Raw genomic sequence first — 23,199 nt, forward strand, 5'->3', positions numbered from 1 at the left:
AGGAGCGCAATGACGAGGCTTCTGGCCGTCTTCGGCTCGCTGGCCGGACTCGCCGTCACCCTCAACGGCTACCGCCCGTTGGCCAAGCACGGTTATCCGTCGCTGTATTCGTTCGGTTTCGGCCTGTTCGCCTCGGAGCTTCCGCTGCAACTCTTGGCCGGGCAATCCGCGACGCTGGCAGCGGTGTCGCGGTGGCTGTCGCCACCGGCGCGACGTTTCAGCTGGTTGGTGTCGGCGCTGTCGTGGCTGGGCCTGCTCGGGCTCAACCATCTCGGGCGCACCGCGAATCGGCCGCTGACCGAGGCGCTGGACGCCGAACTCGGTGCGGATCGCCGCACCGACGGCCGTGAGCTCTGGCAGAGTCCGGGCCCGAGCGGCGAGGCCGCCAAAGCGCCCGGCGTGGTACGCATGCTGCGGGCCTACCGCGACTACGCCACCGACGCCGACATCGCCTACGGCGAATTCGGGGGCCGCAACACCCTCGACGTATGGCGGCATCGCGACCTGCCCCGCGACGGCCGCGCTCCGGTCCTGCTGCAGGTGCCCGGCGGTGCCTGGATGGTGGGAAGCAAACGCGGTCAGGCGCATCCGCTGATGAGCCATCTGGTCGAACGGGGCTGGGTATGCGTGTCGATCAATTACCGGCTCAGCCCCCGCTCGACATGGCCGGACCACATCGTCGATGTCAAACGGGCGCTGGCCTGGACCAAAGCCCACATCGCCGACTACGGCGGCGACCCGGACTGGGTCGCGGTCACCGGCGGCTCGGCGGGCGGTCACCTGTGCTCGCTGACCGCACTGACCGCGGGCGACCCGCAGTTCCAGCCGGGCTTCGCCAATGCCGACACCAGTGTGCGCGCGGCGGTTCCGTTCTACGGCGTCTACGACTTCACCGGTGACACCGACCTGCATCCGCTGCTGACACCGGCGCTCAGCGCTTACGTGTTCAAGCAGAGCCGGCGCCGATTCCCCGACACCTATCGCACCGCCTCATCGATGACGTACATCTCGGCTGACGCCCCACCTTTTTTCGTGCTGCACGGCAGCAACGACTCGTTGGTCCCGGTCGAGCAGGCCCGCGCGTTCACCGCCCGGTTGCGCGATGTCAGCGCGAACCCCGTCGTTTATGCGGAACTGCCGCTGGCTCAGCACGCATTCGACATCTTCGGCTCGCCCCGGGCGGCGCACACCGCGGTCGCCGTCGAGCAGTTCCTCGCCGAGATCTACGCCCGGGACACGGCACGGCAGTCAGGCTGAAACCGCCCACTGCAGCGGCCCATGTGCCACACTCCGGGCATGGAAACGACCACCGCTCCGAAACTGCTGCCACATCTTTGGAAATCGACGCTGGTCTCCGGTGTCCTGGCGCTGGTGCTGGGCGTGCTGGTCCTGGCTCGGCCCGGTAACTCGATTTTGGCTGCCGCGATTCTGTTCGGCATCTACCTGCTGGTAACCGGTGTGGCGCAGACGATTTTCGCCTTCAGCCTGCCGGTCATGTCGGCGGGTGGGCGGGTGTTGCTCTTCATCAGCGGGGCGGCGTCGCTGATCCTGGCCGTGCTGTGCTTCCGGCACTTCCATTCCGATGAGGAAGCCCTGGCGGTGCTGTTGCTGGCCATCTGGATCGCGGTCGGCTTCATCTTCCGCGGGGTGGCCACCACCGTCGCCGCCATCAGCGACCCCGCGCTGCCGGGCCGCGGCTGGCAGATCTTCATGGGCGTGGTCAGCCTGCTGGCCGGGCTGGTGACGCTGGCGGCACCGTTCACGTCGCTGTGGATCCTGGCGCTGGTGGTCGGCAGCTGGCTGATCGTCATCGGTATCGCCGAGATCATCGGCGCCTTCAGCATCCGGCGGGCCTCCCGCGAGGTCGCCACGGCGCTGTCGGGGCGGTAGCGGGCGCCCGCTGCTCCCGAGCCCGAACGGGCCGACACAGGTACCCTGAGTTCTGTCCCTGCTGACACCTGTCGAATGCCCTGATGTGGAGCGCGCGCAATGCCCGAGTCTCAACCGTCCTGGCCGCCGGCCGGCGGTGGTTACCCCCCGCCGGGCTACCCCTACCCCTACCCGGCACCCGCGCACTACCCCGGCTACCCTCCGCCCGGCCAGACCAGCGCCCCCCGCAACGGCGCGGGCATCGCCGCCCTGGTGGTCGCCATCGCCGGCATCGTGACCGCGCTGTCGGTGATCGGCGGTGTGGTGCTGGGGATCGTGGCGGTGGTGCTCGGGTTCATCGGTCGCGGCCGCGCCAAACGCGGTGAAGCCGACAACGGCGGGGTCGCGATCTCCGGCATCGTGCTCGGCGCCCTGGCGGTCGTCGCCGGAATCGGCTGCATCTTCGTCTACGTCGGCATCTGGCGGACGGCCGGCGGCGGCGACTACGTGGACTGCATGACGAAAGCGGGTTCGGACGCGGCCGCCCAGCAGCAGTGCACCGACCGGTTCCGTGAGCATTTCGAGAACAAGTTCGGCACCGCCGAAGCCCCGATGGTGCAGGAGTCGTCGGACTCGGCACTGATGCCGGCCTAGTGGCGCCTGCACAGCCGGCGCAATCGCGGCAGACAGGCTCGTCAGCGCTTGGCGTTGGGGAAGTACATCAGCACGCCCTCCTGGGTGACGGTGGCGATCACCTGCCCGGATCGGTCGAAGAAGTGCCCGGTGCCCAGCCCCCGGGAGTCCGCGGCCACCGGTGACGACGTGGCGTACAGCACCCAGTCGTCGAACCGCACCGGCCGGTGGAACCACAGGGTGTGGTTGGCGCTGGCGGCAAAGATCCGGTCGAAACCCCACGACAGCCCATGGGTGGTGATGATCGAATCGAGCACCGTGGTGTCCGACGAGTACACCATCAGCGCGGTGTGCAGCACCGGATCCTCGGGCAGCACCCCGTCGGCCTTCATCCAGACCCGGTTATGGGCGAGCTGCCCGCCCTTGTCACGCATCACCCAGGCGGGATCGTTGGCATAGCGCCAGTCGATCGGGTGCGGCGCATTGACGAAGCCGGGCACAACCTCCTCGTAGCCCTCCAGAAGCTTCCGGACCCGGGGCAGCGTCTCCGGATCGGCGACCGCGGGCACTTCCGCGCCGTGCTCGAGCCCGCGACCGCCGGCAAGATACGAGACCATCGCGGTGGCGATCAGGGTGTCACCCTGCAACGCGTCGACCCGGCGGTTGGCGAACCGCCGCTCGTCGCGCAGCCGGTGGACCCGGAACTCGATGTCGCGGGCCGGATCCCCGCCGTTGATGAAGTGGACCGACAGCGTGCCCGGCGGCAGGCGCTCCGAGACGGTGCGGCTCGCGGCCACGAACGATTGCGACATCAGCTGTCCGCCGAAGGTGCGCAGCGGCGTCTTGCTCGGGTGCGATCCGGTGAACACGTCGGGTCCGGTGGCCTCGAGGTCCAAAACGGCCAACAGCTCCTGGAAGTCCGTGTTCGGCTCGGCCGGCACTAGACGTCGTCCTCCCCGATCCGGTGCACATGGATCAGGTTGGTCGAACCGACGGTGCCCGGCGGGGCTCCCGCGACGACGATCACCAGGTCGCCGCGGTGATAGCGGCCCAGATCCAGCAGCGCCTTGTCGACCTGACGGATCATCCCATCGGTCGACTGCATCTGCGGGACGATGAATGTCTCAGTGCCCCAGGTCATTGCGAGCTGGCTACGGACCTCGGGAAGCGCCGTGAACGCCAGCAACGGCAGCGGGGTGTGCAGCCGGGCCAGCCGGCGAACGGTGTCACCGGATTGAGTGAACGCCACCAGTGCCTTGGCGTCGAGACGCTCGCCGATGTCGCGGGCCGCATACGAGATCACCCCGCGCTTGGTGCGCGGAATGTGCGACAACGGCGGTGCCGCAGTGGAATTCTCCTCCACCGCACACACGATCCGGCTCATCGTCCGTACCGCCTCCAGGGCGTACTTGCCGACGGCCGTCTCACCGGACAGCATCACCGCGTCGGTGCCGTCGAGCACCGCATTGGCCACGTCGGACGCCTCGGCGCGGGTGGGCCGGAAATTCGAGATCATCGACTCCAGCATCTGGGTCGCGACGATGACCGGTCGGGCGTTCTCGCGCGCCACCTGAATGGCGCGCTTCTGCACCAACGGCACTTCTTCGAGTGCGAGCTCCACTCCCAGGTCACCGCGGGCCACCATCACCGCGTCGAACGCCAGCACCACGGCCTCGAGGTTCTCGATGGCCTCCGGCTTCTCCAGTTTGGCGATCACCGGGACGCGGCGACCGACCCGGTCCATCACCTCGTGCACCAGCTCCACATCCGACGGCGAGCGCACGAAGGACAGCGCCACCATGTCGACGCCGAGGTCCAGCGCGAATTCCAGGTCTTCGATGTCCTTCTCGGACAGCGCCGGAGCGGAGACGTTCATGCCGGGCAGCGATATGCCCTTGTGGTTGCTGACGGTGCCGCCCTCGGTGACGGTGCACACCACGTCTTCGCCGTCGATGTGTTCCACCACCAGGCCGACCTTGCCGTCGTCGACCAGGACACGGTCGCCGGGTGCCGCATCGGCCGCGAGGTGTTTGTAGGTGGTGGACACCCGATCATGGCCGCCCGGGCAGTCGGAAACCGTGATGCGGATGGTCTCGCCGTTGGCCCAGTAGGCGGAGCCGTCGGCGAAGCGTCCCAGCCGGATCTTGGGTCCCTGCAGGTCGGCCAGCACACCGACCGCCCGCCCGGTCGCATCCGAAGCGGTGCGCACCCATTCGTAAGAGGCTTGATGGTCTTTGTGGTCACCGTGGCTGAAGTTCAGCCGGGCCACATCCATGCCCGCGTCGACCAATGCTCGGACCATCTCCGCGGAGTGGGTCGCCGGACCGAGAGTACAGACGATTTTGCCGCGTCGATTCACGACCCAAGCATAGTCGGGCCGACTGGGCCGCTCCCCTCCGGAACGGTTGGCATCGCCGAAAGCTGCGTGGTCAGCGGCCGTCTGGCGCGTCAGACCCCGTCGCGCAGCGGTCGGCCCTGCTTGTCGCGCACCCGCCCGGCGAGCATCAGGATCGCATCGACGATGCCCCAGATCACCGGGACGCCGGCACCGATGCCCCACGTCGCCGCGGTGAAGAGCAGACAGCCCAGCAACTGCGCGACTCCCAGCGCGGTCTGACCCAGATAGATGCGCCCGAATCCGAGGAACCCGAACAAGCCCAGAAGCTGCAGCAGGGCTGCGATGACTTTCGACTTGTCGGAGTACGGCTGCCCGGTGACCGGATGGCGGCCGTGGGGCGCCACGGCGTCGGGGTAGCCCGGATACGGGGGCGGATAGCCCGGCTGCTGCGGGTGGTGCTGCCAACCCTCCGGCGGACCTGCCGGCGGCCACGACGGATCGGTCATGTCTTGCAGCATGCCAGAAAAACCGGTGGTGCCGGTCGGAGCGAAATCAGCGCTGGTCGGGCTCGTCGGCCTCGTCAGCCGCGTCGTCCCCGTCAGCCGCGGCGTCCTGCTCGGCTCCGTCGGCCTCCGCGGTGTGCTCGTCGCTGTCGTCGTCGACGCCGCCGTCGGACTCTTTGGTGTCTTCGACGACTTCGGCGTCGTCCGCCACGGATTCCTCGGCGGTCTCAGCCGTGTCCTCGTCGGCCTGGTCCACCGGTTCGGCGACGTCATCACCCTCGGTGACTTCGTCACCCTCGTCGGCTTCGTCACCCTCGTCGGTATCGTCGCCGGCCTCGGTGTCGGAGGCCTCGGCGTCGTCGGTGTGCTGGCCGGCGGTGTCGTCGGCGCCGGCCTCGTCCGGCTCGGTTTCGGCTTTGCCGGCAAGCCGTTCCGGTATCCGGACCACGGATCCGACGCCGTTCGCCGCGCCGACCGCCACCAGCTCTTCTTCGGGTGCCGGCTCGGGTTCGGCCTCCGCAGCCTGGTCCTCCGGTGCGTCGGATTCCCATGCGCGGCGGATGACCTCGGGATCCTCGCGGCCCTTGGTGGCTAGCAGGATGTAGACCACCGCCCCGATGAACACGAACGTCGACGTGAACGAGTTGACCCGGATCCCGGCGATGTGGGTGGCCGCGTCGTCGCGCAGCAGTTCGATGCCGAAGCGCCCGATGCAGTAACCGGCGACGTAGAGCGCGAACAGCCGGCCGTGACCCATGCGGAACCGCCGGTCGGCATAGATCAACACCGCGAATACGGCCAGATTCCAGAGTAATTCGTACAGGAACGTCGGTTGCACGATCTTGTACAGTTCGCCGGTCGACACACCGTCGAGCAGGTGCGGATCGCGTACCCCGGCGGCGTCCTCCCGCCAGAAGATCTCCAGGCCCCACGGCAAGGTCGTCTCGCGGCCGTAGAGTTCCTGGTTGAAGTAGTTGCCGAGTCGGCCGATCGCCTGCGCCAGCACGATGCCGGGCGCGACCGCGTCACCGAACGCCGGTAACGGGATCCCGCGACGTCGGCAGCCGATCCAGGCGCCGATCCCGCCCAGCGCCACCGCACCCCAGATCCCCAGGCCGCCGTCCCAGATCCGCGGCGTCGCCTCCCAGCCGGCGCCGCCCTCACCGAAGTAGGTTCGCCAGTCGGTCATCAGGTGATACAGCCGCCCACCGATCAAGCCGAACGGCACGGCCCACAACGCGATGTCGTAGATGACCCCCGGCTCACCGCCCCGCGCCCGCCACCGGCGGTCACCGATCAGCAGCGCGATGACGATGCCGATGATGATGCACAGGGCATAGGCGCGGATCGGTACCGGGCCCAGATGCCAGACACCGCGAGCCGGACTGGGAAAGTACGTCAGCCAGTTCAACGTCATGGCTGTGGAATCCTTTGACGCACACCCGACGCCAGCTCCTCGGTCAGCGAGCGCAGCGCCTCCAAGCCATCGCCGAGTGCGGTGACCAGCGCCGAGCCGACGATGACACCGTCGGTATAGGTGCCGATCTCGGCGGCCTGCGCGCCGGAACGCACACCCAGGCCCACCCCGACCGGAATGTCGGAGACCTCCCGTACCCGGCCCACCAGTTCCGGCGCCGCGTTCGACACCGTGTCGCGGGCACCGGTGACACCCATCGTCGACGCCGCGTAGACGAATCCGCTTGAGGCATGTGCGGTCTCGGCCAATCGCTGCGGTGTCGACGACGGCGCCACCAGAAAGATACGATCCAGCTGATGCTGCTCGGATGCCGCCAGCCAGTCGTCGGCCTCATCGACGATCAGATCGGGCGTGATCACCCCCAGCCCCCCGGCCGAGGCGAGATCGCGGGCGAAGGCATCGACGCCGTAGCGCAGCACCAGATTCCAATAGGTCATCACCACCGCACGGCCACCGGCAGCAGCGATCGCCTCGACCGCGGTCAAGCTGTCGCGGACCCGGACGCCGCCCTGCAGGGCCACCTCGGTGGCCCGCGCGATGGTCGGGCCGTCCATTCCCGGATCGGAGTAGGGCACGCCGACTTCGACGAGGTCGCAACCCGATTCGACCAGGGTGGTCATGGCGGCGACCGAACCCGGCACGTCCGGGTAGCCGGTGGGAAGATAGCAGATCAGCGCGGCGCGCCCCTCCGCCCGGCACGCGGCGAACATCGGGGCCAGCCGGTCGCCGGTGTGATCGGTCATGCCTGGCCGCCGTCATCGTCGCCCAGCAGCCCGAACCACTTGCCCGCGGTTTCGACGTCCTTGTCGCCGCGTCCGGACAGGTTGACCACGATGACCTTGCCCGGGCCCAGCTCGGTGGCCAGCTTGAGCGCGCCGGCCACCGCGTGCGCTGATTCGATCGCCGGGATGATTCCCTCGGTGCGGCAGAGTATTCCGAACGCCTCCATCGCCTCGGCGTCGGTGATCGGCTGATACTCGGCGCGCCCCGTCTCCCGCAGCCAGGCGTGCTCCGGGCCGACGCCGGGATAGTCCAGACCCGCCGAGATCGAGTGCGACTCGATGGTCTGCCCGTCCTCGTCCTGCAGCAGGTAGGAGAACGAGCCCTGAAACGCCCCCGGAGAGCCACCGGCGAACGTCGCGGCGTGCCGACCGGTGGCCACACCGTCGCCGCCGGCTTCGTAGCCGATCAGCCGCACCGCGGGGTCGTCGATGAACGCATGGAAGATGCCGATGGCGTTCGACCCACCGCCGACGCAGGCCACCACGGCATCGGGCAGCCGGCCGGCCAGCTGCTGGATCTGAGCGCGGGCCTCCAGCCCGACGATCCGCTGGAAGTCGCGCACCATGGTCGGGAACGGGTGCGGCCCGGCCGCGGTCCCGAAGCAGTAATAGGTGCGATCGGCGTTGGTCACCCAGTCCCGAAACGCATCGTTGATGGCGTCCTTGAGCGTCTGCGAGCCCGATTCCACCGAGACCACCTCGGCGCCCAGCAGCCGCATCCGGGCCACGTTGAGCGCCTGGCGGCGGGTGTCGACGGCTCCCATGTAGATCACGCACTCCAGGCCCAGCAGGGCGCAGGCGGTGGCGGTGGCCACGCCGTGCTGACCGGCGCCGGTCTCGGCGATCACCCGGGTCTTGCCCATCCGCCGCGCCAGCAGGGCCTGGCCCAGCACGTTGTTGATCTTGTGCGAGCCGGTGTGGTTCAGGTCCTCGCGCTTCAGGAAGATGCGGGCACCGCCGGCGTGGGCGGTCAGGCGCTGCGCCTCATACAGCGGCGAGGGCCGGCCGGTGTAGTGCGTCTGCAGGTTGTCGAGGGTGTCGAGGAACTCCCGGTCATTGCGCACCTTGTCGTAGGCGGCGGTGACCTCTTCGATGACCGCCATCAACGCCTCGGCGACGTAGCGGCCGCCGTAGGCGCCGAAGTGCCCGCGGGCATCCGGGTCGTGTCGGCTGGGTTCGGCGACTCCGGCGCTGGCACGCGGAAGGTTCGGGTGCGCGGTATCCGACATTTAGCGGGCGGGCTTCGGGCAGGACGGATGCTTACCCGCACTGACCAAATCGGCAACGGCCGCCCGCGGGTCGCCGCTGGTGACCAGTCCCTCGCCGACGAGGACGGCGTCCGCGCCGGCACCGGCATAGGCCAGCAGGTCCGCGGTGCCGCGCACGCCGGACTCGGCGATCTTGACCACCTCGGTCGGCAGGCCCGGCGCGATCCGTGCGAAGCAGTCCCGGTCGACCTCCAGCGTGTGCAAGTCGCGGGCGTTGACCCCGATCACCTTGGCGCCGGCGGTCAGGGCCCGGTCAGCCTCTTCCTCGGTGTGCACCTCCACCAGGGCGGTCATCCCGAGCGACTCGGTGCGGTCGAGCATCGAGACCAGGGCCTGCTGCTCGAGCGCCGCCACGATCAGCAACAGCATGTCCGCGCCGTGCGCACGAGCTTCGTGAATCTGGTAGGGCCGCACGATGAAGTCCTTGCGCAGCACCGGAACCGACACCGCGGCACGCACCGCGTCGAGGTCGGCGAGCGAGCCGTTGAAGCGGCGCTCCTCGGTCAGCACGCTGATAGCGCGGGCTCCGCCCTCGGCGTAGGCGCAGGCGAGTTCGGCCGGATCGGCGATCGGGGCCAGTTGCCCCTTGGACGGGCTGGCGCGTTTGACCTCGGCGATGACCGCGATGCCGGGCTCTCGCAGGGCCGCCATGACGTCGCGCGGCGCGGGCATGGCCTCGGCTGCCGCCTTGACTTCCGCCAGGCTGACGACGGCCTCCCGGGCGGCAACGTCGGCGCAGACTCCCTCGATGATGGAGTCGAGCACGGTTGCCGAACTCATGTCTGCCAGTTCCTCTCCCGCTTGGCTCCCCTTGTCCGGGACCTCCCTCGAAGGGTAACGACCGTCACCGTCACCGGTGTCACCGGCCCTCGGCCGCCGGCCCGGGTGGCGGTTCTGTGGGGTCGGAACCCTCGTCGAGCGCGTCCCACATCATCCGTTCCGACATCTCCGGGGCGTCAGCGGCGGCGTCGACGCCGCGCGCCACCGCCCGCCGCGCCGCCGGCGTCTGGTATTTGGCGTTGTCGTTGGTGCGGTGCGCGGCGGCCCGCATCAGCAACGCCGCAGCGGCCAGCACACCCAGCGCTGCCAGCAGGCTCAACACCGCCCCGGTGAGGCGGCGGTCGGCCGCCAGCAGCGATGTCAGCGGGATCTCGGCGATGTCAAGGGCGCGGAGCGCGACATCGCGCACCACCCACATGCTGACGGCCAGATAACCGGCCGCCAGGCTCACCGCGGCCATCAACACGGCCAGCACCCGCAATTTCCAGCCCCGCACCGCCACCGCGGCAACCGCGGCGGCCAGGCACAGCAGCGCCAACGGCACCAGCGCCGTCGACCACGACGCGCCGCTGACCGTGACGTCCTTGGGTTGTCCCAGCCCGTCGGAGGAGCGGATCAGCACCCACGGCAGCCGGGAGGCGCCCCACAACCCGCCGGCGGCCAGCACCAGCAGCAGTTGCGCCACCCGCAGCGCCCGCGCCCCACCGCGGGCCCGATCCTCAGTCATCGCTGCCCGGGGCCGTCAGCGTTTCGGCGGCCGCGATCGCCGCCAGCACCGCGCGGGCCTTGTTGGAGGCCTCGGTGTACTCGTAGGGGCCGTTGGAGTCGGCCACCACGCCGCCGCCGGCCTGCACGTAGGCGGTACCGCCGGCCAGCAGGGCGGTGCGGATCGCGATCGCGAAGTCGGCGTTGCCGGCGAAGTCGAGATAGCCGACGACGCCGCCGTACAGCCCGCGGCGGGTCTTCTCGACCTCCTCGATCAACTCCATGGCGCGCACCTTGGGCGCCCCGGACAGCGTGCCGGCCGGGAAGCAGGCGGTCACCGCGTCCAGTGCGGTGCGGTCCGGCGCAAGCAGCCCGCTGACCGTGGAGACCAGGTGCATGACGTGGCTGTAGCGCTCGATGTGGCTGTAGTCGGACACCCGCACCGTACCCGGGACGCATACCCGCCCCAGGTCGTTGCGACCGAGGTCCACCAGCATCAGGTGCTCGGCGCGCTCCTTCTCGTCGTTCAACAGGTCCTTCTCCAGGAGCTGGTCTTCCTCCTCGGTCGCACCGCGCCAGCGGGTCCCGGCGATCGGGTGGGTGGTCGCGCGACCGTCCTGGACCGTCACCAGCGCCTCGGGGCTGGAGCCCACGATCGAAAAGGCTACTCCCCCAACATCGTCGGGCACCTGCAGCAGATACATGTACGGGCTCGGATTGGACACCCGCAGCATCCGGTAGACGTCGATGGGATCTACGTCGGTGTCCATCTCGAAACGTTGCGAGGGCACCACCTGAAACGCCTCGCCGGCCTCGATCTCACCGACCAGCCGCTCGACGATGGTGCCGTACTCCTCGGGGGTGCGCTGGCGCCGGTAGACCGGCTCGGGCCGGCCGAAGGTGGCGACACTGGACTCCAGCGGCTGACTTAGCGCCGCGGTCATCACATCGAGCCGTGCGATCGCATCGTCGTAGGCTTCGTCGACCCGCTCGCCGGTGCCGTTCCAGTTGACCGCATTGGCGATCAGCGTGATGGTGCCCTCGTGGTGGTCGACCGCGGCCATGTCGGTGGCCAGTAGCAACAGCATGTCGGGCAGTTGCAGGTCATCGACGGCCAACTCCGGAAGACGTTCCAGCCGGCGCACCATGTCGTAGGCGAAAAAGCCCACCAGGCCACTCGACAGCGGCGGCAGCCCGGGAATGGCGGCGGTTTCCAGCAGTGCCAGCGTCTCACGCAGCGCCTGCAGCGGGTCGCCGCCGGTGGGGGCGTCCTGCGGCACCGGACCCAACCACACCGCTTCGCCGTCCCGAACCGTCAGCGCCGACGACGTCCCGGCGCCGATGAACGACCACCGCGACCAGGACCGGCCGTTCTCGGCCGATTCCAGCAGGAAGGTGCCGGGCCGGTTCGCGGCCAGCTTGCGGTAGGCCGACAGCGGCGTCTCGGCATCGGCCAGCACCTTGCGGAGCACGGGAACCACGCGGTGCTCGGCGGCCAGCGCCCGAAAGTCCGCCCGGGAGGTGACGCCGGCGCTGCTGGGGGTGTGCACGCGCCCATCTTCCCAGACCCCACCCGTGCGGCCGGGAGTAGCCTGGCGGCCATGAACACTGGCGACACCGTGGCCGACTTCGAGCTCCCCGACCAGACCGGAACACCGCGGCGACTCAGTGCGCTGCTGGCCGACGGGCCGGTGGTGCTGTTCTTCTACCCGGCGGCGATGACTCCGGGCTGCACCAAGGAGGCCTGCCACTTCCGGGATCTGGCCCGCGAGTTCGCCGCGGTGGGGGCGCAACGGGTGGGCATCAGCACCGACGCAGTGGCCAAGCAGGCCAAGTTCGCCGATCAACAGGGATTCGACTACCCGCTGCTGTCCGACACCGACGGCACGGTGGCCGCCCGGTTCGGCGTCAAGCGCGGGCTGCTGGGCAAGCTGCTGCCGGTGAAGCGGACCACGTTCGTCATCGACACAGATCGCACGGTGCTAGGCGTGATCGCCAGCGAGTTCGCCATGGATGCCCACGCCGACAAGGCGCTGGAGCTGCTGCGGGCGCGTTCCTCCGCCTAGACCGCCGGGCCGGCCCGGCGGGTCGGAGACGTCTACTCGTCGGTCGCCGTGTCGTTGTCGCCGGCTTGGTCGGCTTCGGGTGCTTCGCCGGACGCGGCCGCCGGGACGGCTTCGGCGGCCCGCAGGTTGTCGCCGACGGCGGTGTCGATCCAGTTGCGGATCTCGGTGAGGTGGGTGACGATCCCGGAACGTTCCCGTACCAGCAGATCCACTTCGGCCTGGGTGCGCTCGGTGAGCAGTTTGGCCTCACGTTTGGTGGTGGCGATCAGCGTGGACGCCTCCAGCCGAGCCTCCTTGTCGAGCTTGGCGATGTTCGCCTCGGCCTGCTCCCAGGCTGCCTGCATCTTCTGGTCCAGCCGGTGCTGGGCTTCGCGGCGGTTGCGCTCGTCTTCTTCCCAGGCCAGCTTGATCTGCTGGTCGAGGGATTCCTGCGCCGCCCGGCGGTTGCGCTCGTCTTCCTCGGCCAGCCGCTGGTAGACCTCGCGTCGACTGCGCTCGGCTTCTTCGATCTCCTGTGCGATGCGGTTGCGCTCCTCGTGCGCGATCCGCAGGATCTCCTCTGCCTCCTGGGTCGCGGCATCGAGGATCTTCGCCCGGCGCGCGTTGGTGGAAGCCTGAAATTCGGCCAGCGCCTCGCTGGCGGCGGCACGGTCCTGGCTGGCGGCCTCCAACTGCTCGCGCAGCTGTCCGGTCAGCGACTCGGCGTCCTGTTGGGCCAATTCCTTGGTGCGGCGCGCTTCCTCGGAGGCGATGCGCATCATCCGCGCGATCCGGTCCGACATGCCCTCCACCGAGTTGACCGGACCGGTGACCTGCTCGAACTGGCTTTGCAGTTGCGCCAGTTCGCCGGTGAGACGTTGCCGCTCGGAGTCGGCCTCAGCGGTCAGCCGCACGATGTCGTTCTGCAGCCGCGTGACCTCGGCGCTGAGTTGCTCCTGGTCGAATCGAGTTTGCGACTTGGCGGCTTCGAGGGACTTGTTGCGGTCCTGCAGAATGTCGATTTCGCGGTGGAGGCGAGCGATGTAGTCGGCTACTTCATTGCGATCGAAACCGCGCATCTGCGTTTCGAATTCCGGAATCTCCAGCGCCACCGGCGTTACTCCTAGGTACCTGTCAGGTTCGGTTCTCGGTTCGACAGCCAAGCCGCGTGCAACTCCAGTTGGCTTGCGCGCGAAGCTAAATGGGCATGCCCACTGAACGCACCGTGCGACGGAGCGTATCAGACCTGGCAGAGTGTGTCACCGGTCTCGTCGGCAGCAGACTTGGGCTTGAGTGCGGACGGCTTTCGCCAAATGAGGACTCTTTTTCCCGTCCGGAGAATTCGCCGTTTGGTCAAGCCGATGAATGTCGCTCGCCGTTGTCGCCGACGGCGGTGTCGATCCAGTTCCTGATCGCGTTGAGGTGCGTGAGGATGTCGGCACGCTCTCGTCCCAGCAGCTCCACCGCCGTCCGGGCGCGATCGCTGAGCGCTTTGGCCTCGCGCCGGGCGGTGGCGATCAGCGTCGAGGCCTCCAACCGGGCTTCCTTGTCGAGCCTGGCGATACTGGCCTCGGTCTGTTCCCATGCGGCCTGCATCTTCTGGTCCAGCCGCCGCCGCGCCTCCCGCCGGTTGTGCTCGTCTTCCTCCCAGGCCAGCTTGACCTGCTCGTCGAGGGCCTCCTGCGCCGCCCGGCGGTTGCGCTCGTCCTCCTCGGCCAGCCGCTGGTAGACCTCCCGGCGGCTGCGCTCGGCGGCCTCGATCTCCTGCGTGATCTGGGCGCGTTCCCGGTGCGCGAGCCGCAGGATCTCCTCGGCTTCGGCGGTTGCGACCTCCAGGATCTTCGCCCGCCGGGAGTTGGCGGAAGCCTGCAGCTCAGCCAATGCCTCGCCGGCGGCAGCACGGTCAAGCCTGGCGGCCTCGAGTTGCTCACGAAGTTCCGCGGTCAGCGACTCGGCGTCCTGTTGGGCCAGCTCCTTGGTGCGCCGCGCTTCCTCGGAGGCCAGCCGCATCATCCGCGAGATGCGATCCGACATGCCTGCCACCGAGTCGACCGGAGCGCTGACCTGATCGGACTGGCTGTGCAGTCGCCGCAGTTCCGCGGTGAGTTCTTGACGTTCGGCCTCGGCATCGGCGGTCATCCGCACAATGTGGTGCTGAAGCCGTTTCACCTCGGCGGCGAGTTGTTCACGGTCAAATCGGGCCTGCGCTTTGACGGCGTCGAGCGATTTGGTGTTCTCCTGCAGAATTCCGATTTCATGATGGAGCCGGGCAATGTAATTGGAGACCTCATTGCGATCGAACCCGCGTAGCTGCGTTTCGAATTCCGGAATGGCTGGCACCACCGGTTCAACTCCTCCCGACAGGATTTGCCCTCGGCTCGACAGCACCGGGCGTTTGGCCGATTATTCGCCGAAAAAGGGCAGCTCAACGGGCATAGTCAAGCCGCCGTGCGAGGTGAGCGTAGCAGACGATCGCTGGGCGTCGGCCGAAATTTACGGTAGCGAAAAAATAGGGTCAGTGTGGACGATTTTCGCGAAACCAGGATTCCCTGGGCGGTGGCGCCGGTTCCCGGCTGACCGGAACGGCGTCGTTAACCGGATTTGCGTCGTTAACTTCGGGCCGGCGATTCACTTGAAACGTCGTGCGCTCTATCTGGTGGACGATTTTCGCCCGCGCATCGATGAGTTCGGCCAGGCGCTGCTGGGCGTCGGCCACGTGGCTGTTGATGGCCTGATTCATCTCGGTCAGGATCGCCGACGCGTGGTTCTCGGCTTCTCGCATGATCTCGGCGGCGCTCATCACGGCCTGTCGGCGCAGGTGGGCGGCCTGGGTGCGCAACTGCTTGTGCTGGGTCTCCAGCTCGGCCCGCAACTCGGCGGCCTCTCGGCGTTGCGCCTCGGCGTCTTGGAGGATCGCGGCCGCCTCGTTCTCGGCGGCGCCGCGCACCTCGTCGGCGAAGCGCTGAGCCTCGGCACGAATATCATCGGCCTCGGCGACCGCGCCGTTGAGAATTCCGGACAGTCGTTCACTTAATCCGACGATATCGCCGGGGATTTCCGACGCCAACTCGTTGAAACGCGCCGACGTCGACTCCAGGTTCGCCTGCGACTCGCTCAACTGATTCGTCAGCGCGACGATCCGCGACCCGTCGCGCGGCATGTGCGCCTCGATGTCGCTGACCGTCCCCTCGGCGTAGTGAGCGTCGATCTGCAGCGAGAGCCGCTCCAGCTCCAGACCTCTGGGCCGGTGCTGGTGTTCCAACCGGTACCAGTCGTCAGACTCGTCGGAGTTCACAGTCGGCCAGCATACCGCCCGGCCGCCGCGGGTGAATCAATCTGCGGGACCGAGCAACACGTCGGCATCGAAGCAACTGCGGTCTCCGGTGTGACAAGCGCCGCCGGTCTGATCGACCTCCAGCAGCACCGTGTCACCGTCGCAGTCCAGCCGCACCGCATGCACGTACTGGGTGTGCCCGGAAGTGGCGCCCTTGACCCACTGCTGGTTGCGGGACCGCGAAAAATACGTCGCCTCACGGGTTGCCAGGGTGCGGGCCAGCGCGGCGTCGTCCATCCAGGCGACCATCAGCACCTCGCCGCTGCCCCGCTGCTGTGCCACTGCAGCGATCAATCCCTCCGCATTGCGCTTGAGCCGGGCCGCGATCGCCGGATCCAAACGGCTTTCGCTCATCGCACCACGATTCCTTCGGCCGCCATCGCGGCCTTGACCTGCCCGATGGTCAGCTCCCGGAAGTGAAACACGCTGGCCGCCAGCACCGCATCGGCGCCGGCGGCGACCGCCGGCGCGAAATGCTCGGCCGCGCCGGCACCCCCGCTGGCGATCACCGGCACGCTCACCGCCGCGCGCACCGCGCGCAACATCGGCAGATCGAACCCCGCCTTGGTGCCGTCGGCGTCCATCGAGTTCAGCAGGATCTCACCGACCCCGAGCTCCACACCGCGCACCGCCCACTCGACCGCATCGATGCCGGTGCCGCGCCGACCGCCGTGGGTGGTGACCTCCCACCCGGACGGAGTGGGCGCCGATCCGGCCGGAACCGTGCGGGCGTCGACCGACAACACGATGCACTGCGAGCCGAAGTGGCGGGCCAGCTCGGCCAGCAGCTCCGGGCGGGCGATGGCGGCGGTGTTCACCGACACCTTGTCGGCGCCGGCCCGCAGCAGCACGTCGACGTCGGCCACGGTGCGCACCCCGCCGCCGACGGTCAGCGGGATGAACACCTGGTCGGCGGTGCGGGCGACCACCTCGAGCATGGTGGCCCGGCCCGACGACGACGCCGTGACGTCGAGGAAGGTCAGTTCGTCGGCGCCCTCGGCGTCGTAGGCCGCCGCCAGCTCGACCGGATCGCCGGCATCGCGCAGGTTCGCGAAGTTCACACCCTTGACGACCCTGCCGTCGTCGACGTCCAGGCACGGGATGACCCGCACCGCGACGTCGCTGTGCTGCTGCATGTCAGTAGTCCTCCGGTGCGCCGGCGGCGGAAAGGATGTCGAGGATCTCGGTGTGCACCCCCGGTGCGGCCGCCAGCGCCGAGCGCGACTGCGCCGTCCAGGGCGCACCGTTCAGGTCGGTGACGATGCCGCCGGCGGCGCGCACCAGGGCGACGCCGGCGGCGTGGTCCCAGATGTGGTCGCCGAAACTGATCGCGCCGCCGAGGGTACCGTCGGCGACATAGGCCAGGTCGATTCCGGTGGCGCCGTGCATCCGCGGCCGCGATGTCACCCGGCTCAGGCCGGTCAACACCTCGAGCCGATAGCGGCCCGGGAAGCGCCCACGCCAGTCGACGTTGAACGTGCCGACGCCGACCAACGAGTCCGACAGCGCCGCCGGACCCAGCCTCGGCTGCGCCTCCCCGTTGCGCAACAGGGGGCCACCTGCCACGGCGGTATAGCGCTGGTCGGTGAACGGCAGCCAGGTCAGCCCGGCGACCGGTTCGCCGTCGCGCAACAGACCCAGCAGGATCGCGGCCATCGGCGATCCGGCGGCGTAGTTGAACGTGCCGTCGATAGGGTCCAGCACCCATACCAGCGGCGAGTCGATCGGTGGGCCGCCGAATTCTTCGCCGTGCACCCCGATTCCGGTCGCCGACACCAGCCCGTCGGTGATCTGACGCTCCAGGGCGAGGTCGACCTCGGTGGCGAAGTCGTTACCCCCCTTGCGAACTGCCGAGCCGGCCCGGTGGCCATCGAGGAACGGCTGCGCCGCGACATCCAGGATTCTCGACGCCTCGATGACCAGGGCGTCCAGTTCTGCGGTGTCCAGCGCCACGCGCGGTCCTAACCCCGTACCGCGGCCAGCGCCTCGGGCAGCGTGAACCGCCCGGCGTAGAGCGCTTTGCCCACGATCGCGCCCTCGACGCCGCGGTCCACCAACGTGGCGATGGCGCGCAGGTCATCGAGACTGGACACTCCCCCGGATGCGATCACCGGTGCGTCGGTGCGGGCGGCGACTTCGCCGAGCAGTTCCAGGTTGGGGCCGCCCAGCGTGCCGTCCTTGGTCACATCGGTGACGACGTAGCGCGAACAGCCTTCACGGTCAAGGCGTTCCAGTACCGGCCAGAGGTCACCGCCGTCGGTCTCCCAGCCGCGGCCCCGCAGCCGGTGCGCGCCGTCGGGATGGCCGGGCTCGATCTGCACGTCCAGCCCGACCGCGACCTTCTCGCCGTGCTCGGCGATGGCGCGAGCGCACCACTGCGGGTTCTCCAGCGCCGCGGTGCCCAGGTTCACCCGGGCGCAGCCGGTGGCCAGCGCTGCCGTCAGCGACTCGTCGTCCCGGATGCCACCGGACAGTTCGACCTTGACGTCAAGGCGGCCGACCACATCGGCGAGCAGCTCCCGGTTCGAACCGCGCCCGAAGGCGGCGTCCAGGTCGACCAGGTGAATCCATTCCGCACCGTCACGCTGCCAGCCCAGCGCGGCGTCCAGCGCCGAGCCGTACTCGGTCTCGCTGCCGGCTTTGCCCTGCACCAGCCGCACCGCACGGCCGTCGACGACGTCGACGGCCGGCAGCAGAATCAGCGCGTTGTTCACAGACGTACTCACAGTGCCTCCACCCAGTTGCTCAGCAGTCTCGCCCCGGCATCCCCACTCTTCTCGGGGTGAAACTGGGTGGCGGCCAACGGCCCGTCCTCGACAGCCGCCAGGAACGGTACCTGATGGGTTGCCCGGGTCACCAAAGCCTCCGGACGGCCCTGCCAGTGCTGGGCGGCATAGGAGTGCACGAAGTAGAACCGGGTGTCGGCAGCCATACCGGCGAACAGCGTGCTGCCGGGTGCGGCGTCGACAACGTTCCAGCCCATGTGCGGGATCACCGGGGCGTCCAGCCGGCTGACCACGCCCGGCCACTGGCCGCAGCCGGCCGTCTCGACGCCGAACTCCACGCCGCGGGCGAACAGGATCTGCATTCCGACGCATACGCCCAGCACCGGACGACCGGCAGCCACCCGTTCGGCGATGATCTTCTCGCCATGCACCTGGCGCAGCCCGGCCATGCAGGCCGCGAACGCCCCGACGCCCGGGACCACCAGACCGTCCGCGGCGGCCGCCGCGGCGGCATCCGCCGTGACCTCGACCGCCGCGCCGGCGCGCTGCAGGGCACGCTGGGCCGAGCGCAGGTTGCCCGAGCCGTAGTCCAGGATCACCACCGCGGGTTCGGCGGTCACAGAGCACCTTTGGTGGACGGCACGCCGGTCACCCGCGGGTCGGGCTCTACCGCCTGCCGCAGCGCGCGGGCGACCGCCTTGTACTGGGCCTCGGTGATGTGGTGCGGATCGCGCCCGTAGAGCACCCGGACGTGCAGCGCGATGCGCGCATTGGAGGCCAGCGTCTCGAACACATGCCGGTTGATCACGGTGTGGTACGGCGCCTGCGTACCCGCAATCGTGGTGTGCACCAGGTGGTCGGGCTCGCCGGTGTGCACGCAGTAGGGCCGCCCGGACACATCGACGGCGGCGTGCGCCAGCGTCTCGTCCATCGGGATGAACGCGTCACCGAACCGGCGGATCCCTCTCTTGTCGCCGAGCGCCTGGCCGAGGGCCTGGCCGAGCACGATCGCGGTGTCCTCCACGGTGTGGTGCGCCTCGATCTCGATGTCGCCCTTGGCGCGCACCGTCAAATCGAAGCTGGCGTGGCTGCCCAGCGCGGTCAGCATGTGGTCGTAGAACGGCACCCCGGTGTCGATGTCGACGGCTCCGGTGCCGTCCAGATCGAGTTCCACCACGATGTCGGATTCGCGGGTGGTGCGGGTTATCCGGGCGCGGCGGCTGCCGGTCATGAGGCTCCTAATGTTTGGGCGAGTTCGGTGGCCGCCAGGCGTTGGCTGGCGGCCAGCAGCGCGTCGTTCTCCTCCGGCAATCCGGTGGTGGCGCGCAGGTATCCGGCGATGCCGACGTCGCGGATGAGGATGCCGGCATCCAGGTAGCGCTGCCATGTTGCGGGCGCGTCGGCGAATTCGCCGAACAACACGAAGTTGGCGTCGCTGGGAATGACCCGAAAGCCCATGGCGGCCAGTGCCGCCGAGACACGTTCGCGCTCGGCGATGAGCTGCGCGACGCTGCCCAGCGTGTCGTCGGCGTGCCGCAGCGCGGCGCGGGCGGCGGCCTGGGTCACCACCGACAGGTGATAGGGCAACCGCACCAGCAGCATCGCCTCGATCACCGCCGGGGCGGCGATCAGGTAGCCGAGCCGGCCGCCGGCGAACGCGAAGGCCTTGCTCATGGTGCGGGTGACGATCAGCTTCGCCGGATAGTCACCGATCAGCCCGATCGCGCTGGGCTGTGACGAGAACTCCCCGTAGGCCTCGTCCACGATCACGATTCCCGGTGCCGCGTCGAGCAGCCTGCGCAGCTCATCGAACGAAATGCTCTGCCCGGACGGGTTGTTCGGGCTTGCGACGAACACCACGTCGGGCCTGCTGTCGGTGATCGCGGTGACCGCGACGGCAACGTCCAAACCGAAGTCCTCGGCCCGGTTCGCAGCCAGCCACCGGGTCTGGGTGCCGTCGGAGATGATCGGGTGCATCGAATACGACGGGACGAATCCGATTGCGCTGCGGCCGGGGCCGCCGAACGCCTGCAACAGTTGCTGCAGGATCTCGTTGGAGCCGTTGGCCGCCCAGACGTTCTCCGGACCGACCTCGACGCCGGTCTGGGTGCTCAGATAACCGGCCAAATCGGTGCGCAGCGCTACCGCGTCACGGTCGGGATAGCGGTGCAGATCGGCCGCGGCCTGCCGTACCGAGGCCGCGACGTCGTCGATCAGCGCCGCACTGGGCGGGTGCGGATTCTCGTTGGTGTTCAGCCGCACCGGCACCTCGAGTTGCGGTGCGCCGTAGGGCGACTTGCCGCGTAGATCATCGCGCAGCGGCAGGTCGGCCAGTGTGATCTCGCCTCCGGGCCGGGTCACTGCTCGAACCTCCGCCGGACCGCCTCGCCGTGCGAGGGCAGATCCTCGGCGTTGGCCAGCGCGATCACATGTCCGCTGACATCTTTGAGCGCGGCCTCGGTGTAGTCCACCACGTGGACACCGCGCAGGAAGGTCTGCACCGACAACCCGCTGGAGTGCCGCGCACTTCCCGCCGTCGGCAGCACGTGGTTGGAGCCTGCGCAGTAGTCACCGAGGCTGACCGGGGCGTACGGGCCGACGAAAATAGCTCCGGCCGAACGGATCCGGGCGGCCACCGCGGCGGCGTCGGCGGTCTGGATCTCCAAGTGCTCGGCGGCGTAGGTGTTGACAACCCGGATACCGGCGTCCAGGTCGTCGACCAGCACGATCGCTGATTGGCGTCCCGTCAGCGCGGTGACGACCCGCTGGCGGTGCACCGTGGTCTCCAGTTGCGCGGCCACTTCACGGTCGGTCGCGTCGGCCAGTTGCGGACTGGTGGTGACCAGCACGCTGGCGGCCAGCTCGTCGTGCTCGGCCTGGCTGATCAGGTCCGCGGCCAGATGCGCCGGGTTGGCGGTGTGGTCGGCCAGGATCGCGATCTCGGTGGGGCCGGCTTCGGCGTCGATACCGACCTGCGAACGGCACAGCCGCTTGGCGGCGGTCACGTAGATGTTGCCGGGACCGGTGATCATGTCGACCGGGGCCAGCTCGGCCCGATCGGTGTCGGTGCCGCCATAGGCCAGCAGCGCCACCGCCTGCGCGCCACCGACCGCCCAGACCTCGGCCACGCCGAGCAGGCGGGCCGCGGCCAGGATCGTCGGGTGCGGAAGACCGGCAAACGCCGGCTGCGGCGGGCTGGCGATCACCAGCGAGTCCACCCCCGCGGTCTGGGCCGGCACCACGTTCATCACCACACTGGACGGGTAGACGGCGTTGCCGCCCGGCACGTACAACCCGACGCGCTCGACCGGAATCCAGCGTTCGGTGACCGTGGCGCCCGGCGCCAGCGTGGTGGTGGTGTCGGTGCGCCGCTGGTCGGCGTGCACCGCGCGGGCGCGGCTGATCGCCACCTCCAGGGCGGCCTGCACCGCCGGGTCCAACGCGGTCAGTGCGGCCTCCAGCGCCGTTTCGGGCACCCGGATCGCGGGCGGGCGCACACGATCGAAGGATTCGCCGAACTCCAGCGCCGCGGCCGAGCCGCGTTCCGCGACCGCCTCGACGATCGGGCGCACCTGGGGCAACACCGCCTCGACGTCGACACCGCCGCGTGGCAGGGCGGCCCGCAGCGAAGCTGCCGACAGGTTCGCGCCACGCAAATCGACGCGCGACATCAGCGGTGTGGTCACGCCGACCATTGTCCCAGAACAGCTCAAGTGGATTTCGCCCCGTCGGTCGGCGCCCCGGGCGTCGGGTGTGTGGTTCAGCCGCGATTCGGCCGCGAAGCCGCCCAAACCGCTCACTCGACGGCGGTTGAAGCCGCTCCGGGGCGGTCGACAACCCGGCTAGGGTGGACGGCACATGTGAGCTCAGGAACGGAGTCGCCGGTTGTCCGCCAACGATCACCCCAAAAGCATTCCCGGGGTTCCCTACATCTTCCCGGACTGGTTGGACTACCTGCAGCGCACGATCGAAAGCCCGGTGGTCAAGCGCTTCCACCTCCCCACCTTCGCCGTGATCGAGCATCGGGGGCGCAAGTCCGGCAACCCGTACCGGACCGTGGTGCGCGCGTTCTGCAAAGGGCCGGTGCTGGCGGTGCTGCTCGGTCACGGTAAGGCCGACTGGGTCAAGAACGTGCTGGCCGCCGGCGAGGCCGACGTGCAGTTGTTCCGGCGCGCCGTCCACATCACCAACCCGCGGATCGTGCCCGTCGGCGGCGATACCCACGGCCTGCCGCTGATCGCGCGGGTAGGCGCGCGGTGGGTGGGGATACTGGTTGCAGACATCACCTGAAGCACCCACGAGGAACGGAGTCCGTATGGCTGTCGACAACAGTGCCGGTGACGCGTCCAAGCTGCCGGTGGTATTCCCGCAGTGGCTGGACCGACTGCAGATCAAATACATGAACCCGGTGGTCAAACCGCTCGCGAAATACCTGCCCGGAACCTCGGTGATCAAACATCGGGGACGCAAATCCGGCAAGCCCTACGAGACGGTGGTGACGACCTACCGCAAGGGAAATGTGCTGGCGATCGCACTGGGCCACGGCAAGGCCGACTGGGTCAAGAACGTGCTGGCCGCCGGCGAGGCCGACGTGCGGTTGTTCCGCAGCGAAGTGCATCTGACCAACCCGCGAATCCTGCCGGCCGGTACCGCCGATGCGTCGTTGCCGTGGGCGGTGCGGCTGCAAAACCGAAAGGTGGCGGTGCTGGTCACCGACATCGCCTGAGGGCGTCCACCTA

The 23,199-nt window shown here is 69.0% G+C and carries 27 protein-coding genes; 7 read left to right on the forward strand and 20 right to left on the reverse strand.

Annotated features, from left to right (window positions below; genetic code table 11):
* Positions 1-9 precede the first annotated feature (9 nt).
* The 3 genes from ACAG20_RS03515 to ACAG20_RS03525 all read left to right on the forward strand — a co-directional run bounded on the left by ACAG20_RS03515 (position 10) and on the right by ACAG20_RS03525 (position 2,523).
* Positions 10-1,257 (forward strand): alpha/beta hydrolase fold domain-containing protein, encoded by a 1,248-nt coding sequence (locus ACAG20_RS03515; protein ID WP_370491546.1) that lies wholly within the window; start codon positions 10-12, stop codon positions 1,255-1,257.
* Positions 1,258-1,278: 21 nt separating this feature from the next.
* On the forward strand, positions 1,279-1,890 hold the full coding sequence (locus tag ACAG20_RS03520; RefSeq protein ID WP_370491547.1) for an HdeD family acid-resistance protein: 612 nt from the start codon (positions 1,279-1,281) through the stop codon (positions 1,888-1,890).
* Positions 1,891-1,989: 99 nt separating this feature from the next.
* Entirely contained in the window at positions 1,990-2,523 is a 534-nt protein-coding gene (locus ACAG20_RS03525) for a DUF4190 domain-containing protein (RefSeq protein WP_370491548.1), read from the forward strand.
* Between the two features lie 41 nt (positions 2,524-2,564).
* Here the strand turns inward: ACAG20_RS03525 and ACAG20_RS03530 are convergent, their stop codons facing one another.
* From ACAG20_RS03530 to ACAG20_RS03570, 9 genes are all read right to left on the reverse strand, one after another.
* Positions 2,565-3,443: an acyl-CoA thioesterase II gene (locus ACAG20_RS03530; RefSeq protein WP_370491549.1), complete on the reverse strand. Its 879-nt coding sequence runs from the start codon at positions 3,441-3,443 to the stop codon at positions 2,565-2,567.
* Entirely contained in the window at positions 3,443-4,861 is a 1,419-nt protein-coding gene (gene pyk, locus ACAG20_RS03535) for a pyruvate kinase (protein WP_112685150.1), read from the reverse strand. The genes ACAG20_RS03530 and pyk overlap by 1 nt, the downstream gene beginning before the upstream one ends.
* Before the next feature lie 89 nt (positions 4,862-4,950).
* Entirely contained in the window at positions 4,951-5,358 is a 408-nt protein-coding gene (locus ACAG20_RS03540; protein ID WP_370491550.1) for an NINE protein, read from the reverse strand.
* Between the two features lie 34 nt (positions 5,359-5,392).
* The gene (lgt, locus tag ACAG20_RS03545) at positions 5,393-6,760 is read right to left on the reverse strand and encodes a prolipoprotein diacylglyceryl transferase (protein ID WP_370491551.1); all 1,368 of its coding nucleotides are present in this window, start codon (positions 6,758-6,760) and stop codon (positions 5,393-5,395) included.
* Positions 6,757-7,563, reverse strand: coding sequence for a tryptophan synthase subunit alpha (gene trpA / locus ACAG20_RS03550; RefSeq protein ID WP_370491552.1), 807 nt, complete (start codon positions 7,561-7,563; stop codon positions 6,757-6,759). Before trpA ends, lgt begins: the two co-directional genes overlap by 4 nt.
* The gene (gene trpB, locus ACAG20_RS03555; protein ID WP_370491553.1) at positions 7,560-8,831 is read right to left on the reverse strand and encodes a tryptophan synthase subunit beta; all 1,272 of its coding nucleotides are present in this window, start codon (positions 8,829-8,831) and stop codon (positions 7,560-7,562) included. Before trpB ends, trpA begins: the two co-directional genes overlap by 4 nt.
* Positions 8,832-9,650 (reverse strand): indole-3-glycerol phosphate synthase TrpC, encoded by an 819-nt coding sequence (gene trpC / locus ACAG20_RS03560; protein WP_013829065.1) that lies wholly within the window; start codon positions 9,648-9,650, stop codon positions 8,832-8,834. It lies immediately after the preceding gene.
* Positions 9,651-9,729: 79 nt separating this feature from the next.
* Positions 9,730-10,377, reverse strand: coding sequence for a TIGR02234 family membrane protein (locus ACAG20_RS03565; protein ID WP_370491554.1), 648 nt, complete (start codon positions 10,375-10,377; stop codon positions 9,730-9,732).
* Entirely contained in the window at positions 10,370-11,905 is a 1,536-nt protein-coding gene (locus tag ACAG20_RS03570; RefSeq protein WP_370491555.1) for an anthranilate synthase component I, read from the reverse strand. Before ACAG20_RS03570 ends, ACAG20_RS03565 begins: the two co-directional genes overlap by 8 nt.
* A gap of 51 nt (positions 11,906-11,956) precedes the next feature.
* Here ACAG20_RS03570 and ACAG20_RS03575 point away from each other — a divergent pair, with 51 nt between their 5' ends.
* The gene (locus ACAG20_RS03575) at positions 11,957-12,421 is read left to right on the forward strand and encodes a peroxiredoxin (protein WP_370491556.1); all 465 of its coding nucleotides are present in this window, start codon (positions 11,957-11,959) and stop codon (positions 12,419-12,421) included.
* 32 nt (positions 12,422-12,453) lie between these two features.
* Here the strand turns inward: ACAG20_RS03575 and ACAG20_RS03580 are convergent, their stop codons facing one another.
* Together ACAG20_RS03580 and ACAG20_RS03585 are read right to left on the reverse strand one after the other, a co-directional pair.
* A complete protein-coding gene (locus tag ACAG20_RS03580; protein WP_370491557.1) occupies positions 12,454-13,512 on the reverse strand; it encodes a hypothetical protein in 1,059 nt (352 codons plus the stop codon).
* A 241-nt stretch (positions 13,513-13,753) separates the two neighbouring features.
* Entirely contained in the window at positions 13,754-14,539 is a 786-nt protein-coding gene (locus tag ACAG20_RS03585) for a hypothetical protein (protein ID WP_370491558.1), read from the reverse strand.
* On the opposite strand from ACAG20_RS03585, the gene ACAG20_RS03590 reads away from it, so the two are divergent.
* The gene (locus ACAG20_RS03590) at positions 14,510-14,710 is read left to right on the forward strand and encodes a hypothetical protein (protein ID WP_234825600.1); all 201 of its coding nucleotides are present in this window, start codon (positions 14,510-14,512) and stop codon (positions 14,708-14,710) included. The genes ACAG20_RS03585 and ACAG20_RS03590 overlap by 30 nt on opposite strands.
* Positions 14,711-14,915: 205 nt before the next feature.
* Here ACAG20_RS03590 and ACAG20_RS03595 read toward each other — a convergent pair whose 3' ends face one another.
* From ACAG20_RS03595 to hisD, 9 genes are all read right to left on the reverse strand, one after another.
* Positions 14,916-15,560: a M protein gene (locus tag ACAG20_RS03595; protein WP_370491559.1), complete on the reverse strand. Its 645-nt coding sequence runs from the start codon at positions 15,558-15,560 to the stop codon at positions 14,916-14,918.
* A 171-nt stretch (positions 15,561-15,731) separates the two neighbouring features.
* Positions 15,732-16,088, reverse strand: a complete 357-nt coding sequence (gene hisI, locus ACAG20_RS03600) for a phosphoribosyl-AMP cyclohydrolase (protein ID WP_112685126.1) — start codon at positions 16,086-16,088, stop codon at positions 15,732-15,734.
* The gene (gene hisF, locus ACAG20_RS03605) at positions 16,085-16,870 is read right to left on the reverse strand and encodes an imidazole glycerol phosphate synthase subunit HisF (protein ID WP_112685124.1); all 786 of its coding nucleotides are present in this window, start codon (positions 16,868-16,870) and stop codon (positions 16,085-16,087) included. The genes hisI and hisF overlap by 4 nt, the downstream gene beginning before the upstream one ends.
* Position 16,871: 1 nt before the next feature.
* Positions 16,872-17,687 (reverse strand): inositol monophosphatase family protein, encoded by an 816-nt coding sequence (locus ACAG20_RS03610; RefSeq protein WP_112685122.1) that lies wholly within the window; start codon positions 17,685-17,687, stop codon positions 16,872-16,874.
* Between the two features lie 8 nt (positions 17,688-17,695).
* Positions 17,696-18,436, reverse strand: coding sequence for a bifunctional 1-(5-phosphoribosyl)-5-((5-phosphoribosylamino)methylideneamino)imidazole-4-carboxamide isomerase/phosphoribosylanthranilate isomerase PriA (priA, locus tag ACAG20_RS03615; RefSeq protein WP_112685185.1), 741 nt, complete (start codon positions 18,434-18,436; stop codon positions 17,696-17,698).
* A 20-nt stretch (positions 18,437-18,456) separates the two neighbouring features.
* Positions 18,457-19,080: an imidazole glycerol phosphate synthase subunit HisH gene (gene hisH / locus ACAG20_RS03620; RefSeq protein ID WP_370491560.1), complete on the reverse strand. Its 624-nt coding sequence runs from the start codon at positions 19,078-19,080 to the stop codon at positions 18,457-18,459.
* The gene (hisB, locus tag ACAG20_RS03625; protein ID WP_370491561.1) at positions 19,077-19,691 is read right to left on the reverse strand and encodes an imidazoleglycerol-phosphate dehydratase HisB; all 615 of its coding nucleotides are present in this window, start codon (positions 19,689-19,691) and stop codon (positions 19,077-19,079) included. Before hisB ends, hisH begins: the two co-directional genes overlap by 4 nt.
* Positions 19,688-20,821, reverse strand: a complete 1,134-nt coding sequence (locus tag ACAG20_RS03630; protein WP_370491562.1) for a histidinol-phosphate transaminase — start codon at positions 20,819-20,821, stop codon at positions 19,688-19,690. Before ACAG20_RS03630 ends, hisB begins: the two co-directional genes overlap by 4 nt.
* On the reverse strand, positions 20,818-22,134 hold the full coding sequence (hisD, locus tag ACAG20_RS03635) for a histidinol dehydrogenase (protein ID WP_370491733.1): 1,317 nt from the start codon (positions 22,132-22,134) through the stop codon (positions 20,818-20,820). The genes ACAG20_RS03630 and hisD overlap by 4 nt, the downstream gene beginning before the upstream one ends.
* Positions 22,135-22,345: 211 nt before the next feature.
* Between hisD and ACAG20_RS03640 the strand changes: the two genes are divergently transcribed.
* Both ACAG20_RS03640 and ACAG20_RS03645 read left to right on the forward strand, forming a co-directional pair.
* Positions 22,346-22,750, forward strand: coding sequence for a nitroreductase family deazaflavin-dependent oxidoreductase (locus tag ACAG20_RS03640; protein ID WP_112685114.1), 405 nt, complete (start codon positions 22,346-22,348; stop codon positions 22,748-22,750).
* 25 nt (positions 22,751-22,775) lie between these two features.
* Entirely contained in the window at positions 22,776-23,186 is a 411-nt protein-coding gene (locus tag ACAG20_RS03645; RefSeq protein WP_112685112.1) for a nitroreductase family deazaflavin-dependent oxidoreductase, read from the forward strand.
* Positions 23,187-23,199 lie beyond the last annotated feature (13 nt).

Source organism: Mycobacterium sp. pW045 (genome assembly GCF_041287085.1).
GTDB lineage: Bacteria > Actinomycetota > Actinomycetes > Mycobacteriales > Mycobacteriaceae > Mycobacterium > Mycobacterium algericum_A.

Coding starts and splice junctions, on each gene's coding strand:
- hisF (WP_112685124.1), bottom strand. CDS start 16,870: ATGCAGCAGCACAGCGACGTCGCGGTGCGGGTCATCCCGTGCCTGGAC.
- ACAG20_RS03525 (WP_370491548.1), top strand. CDS start 1,990: ATGCCCGAGTCTCAACCGTCCTGGCCGCCGGCCGGCGGTGGTTACCCC.
- hisB (WP_370491561.1), bottom strand. CDS start 19,691: ATGACCGGCAGCCGCCGCGCCCGGATAACCCGCACCACCCGCGAATCC.
- ACAG20_RS03585 (WP_370491558.1), bottom strand. CDS start 14,539: ATGACCGCCGATGCCGAGGCCGAACGTCAAGAACTCACCGCGGAACTG.
- lgt (WP_370491551.1), bottom strand. CDS start 6,760: ATGACGTTGAACTGGCTGACGTACTTTCCCAGTCCGGCTCGCGGTGTC.
- ACAG20_RS03520 (WP_370491547.1), top strand. CDS start 1,279: ATGTGCCACACTCCGGGCATGGAAACGACCACCGCTCCGAAACTGCTG.
- ACAG20_RS03645 (WP_112685112.1), top strand. CDS start 22,776: ATGGCTGTCGACAACAGTGCCGGTGACGCGTCCAAGCTGCCGGTGGTA.
- trpC (WP_013829065.1), bottom strand. CDS start 9,650: ATGAGTTCGGCAACCGTGCTCGACTCCATCATCGAGGGAGTCTGCGCC.
- ACAG20_RS03540 (WP_370491550.1), bottom strand. CDS start 5,358: ATGCTGCAAGACATGACCGATCCGTCGTGGCCGCCGGCAGGTCCGCCG.
- ACAG20_RS03595 (WP_370491559.1), bottom strand. CDS start 15,560: ATGCCGCGCGACGGGTCGCGGATCGTCGCGCTGACGAATCAGTTGAGC.
- trpA (WP_370491552.1), bottom strand. CDS start 7,563: ATGACCGATCACACCGGCGACCGGCTGGCCCCGATGTTCGCCGCGTGC.
- trpB (WP_370491553.1), bottom strand. CDS start 8,831: ATGTCGGATACCGCGCACCCGAACCTTCCGCGTGCCAGCGCCGGAGTC.
- hisI (WP_112685126.1), bottom strand. CDS start 16,088: ATGAGCGAAAGCCGTTTGGATCCGGCGATCGCGGCCCGGCTCAAGCGC.
- ACAG20_RS03575 (WP_370491556.1), top strand. CDS start 11,957: ATGAACACTGGCGACACCGTGGCCGACTTCGAGCTCCCCGACCAGACC.
- ACAG20_RS03515 (WP_370491546.1), top strand. CDS start 10: ATGACGAGGCTTCTGGCCGTCTTCGGCTCGCTGGCCGGACTCGCCGTC.
- ACAG20_RS03565 (WP_370491554.1), bottom strand. CDS start 10,377: ATGACTGAGGATCGGGCCCGCGGTGGGGCGCGGGCGCTGCGGGTGGCG.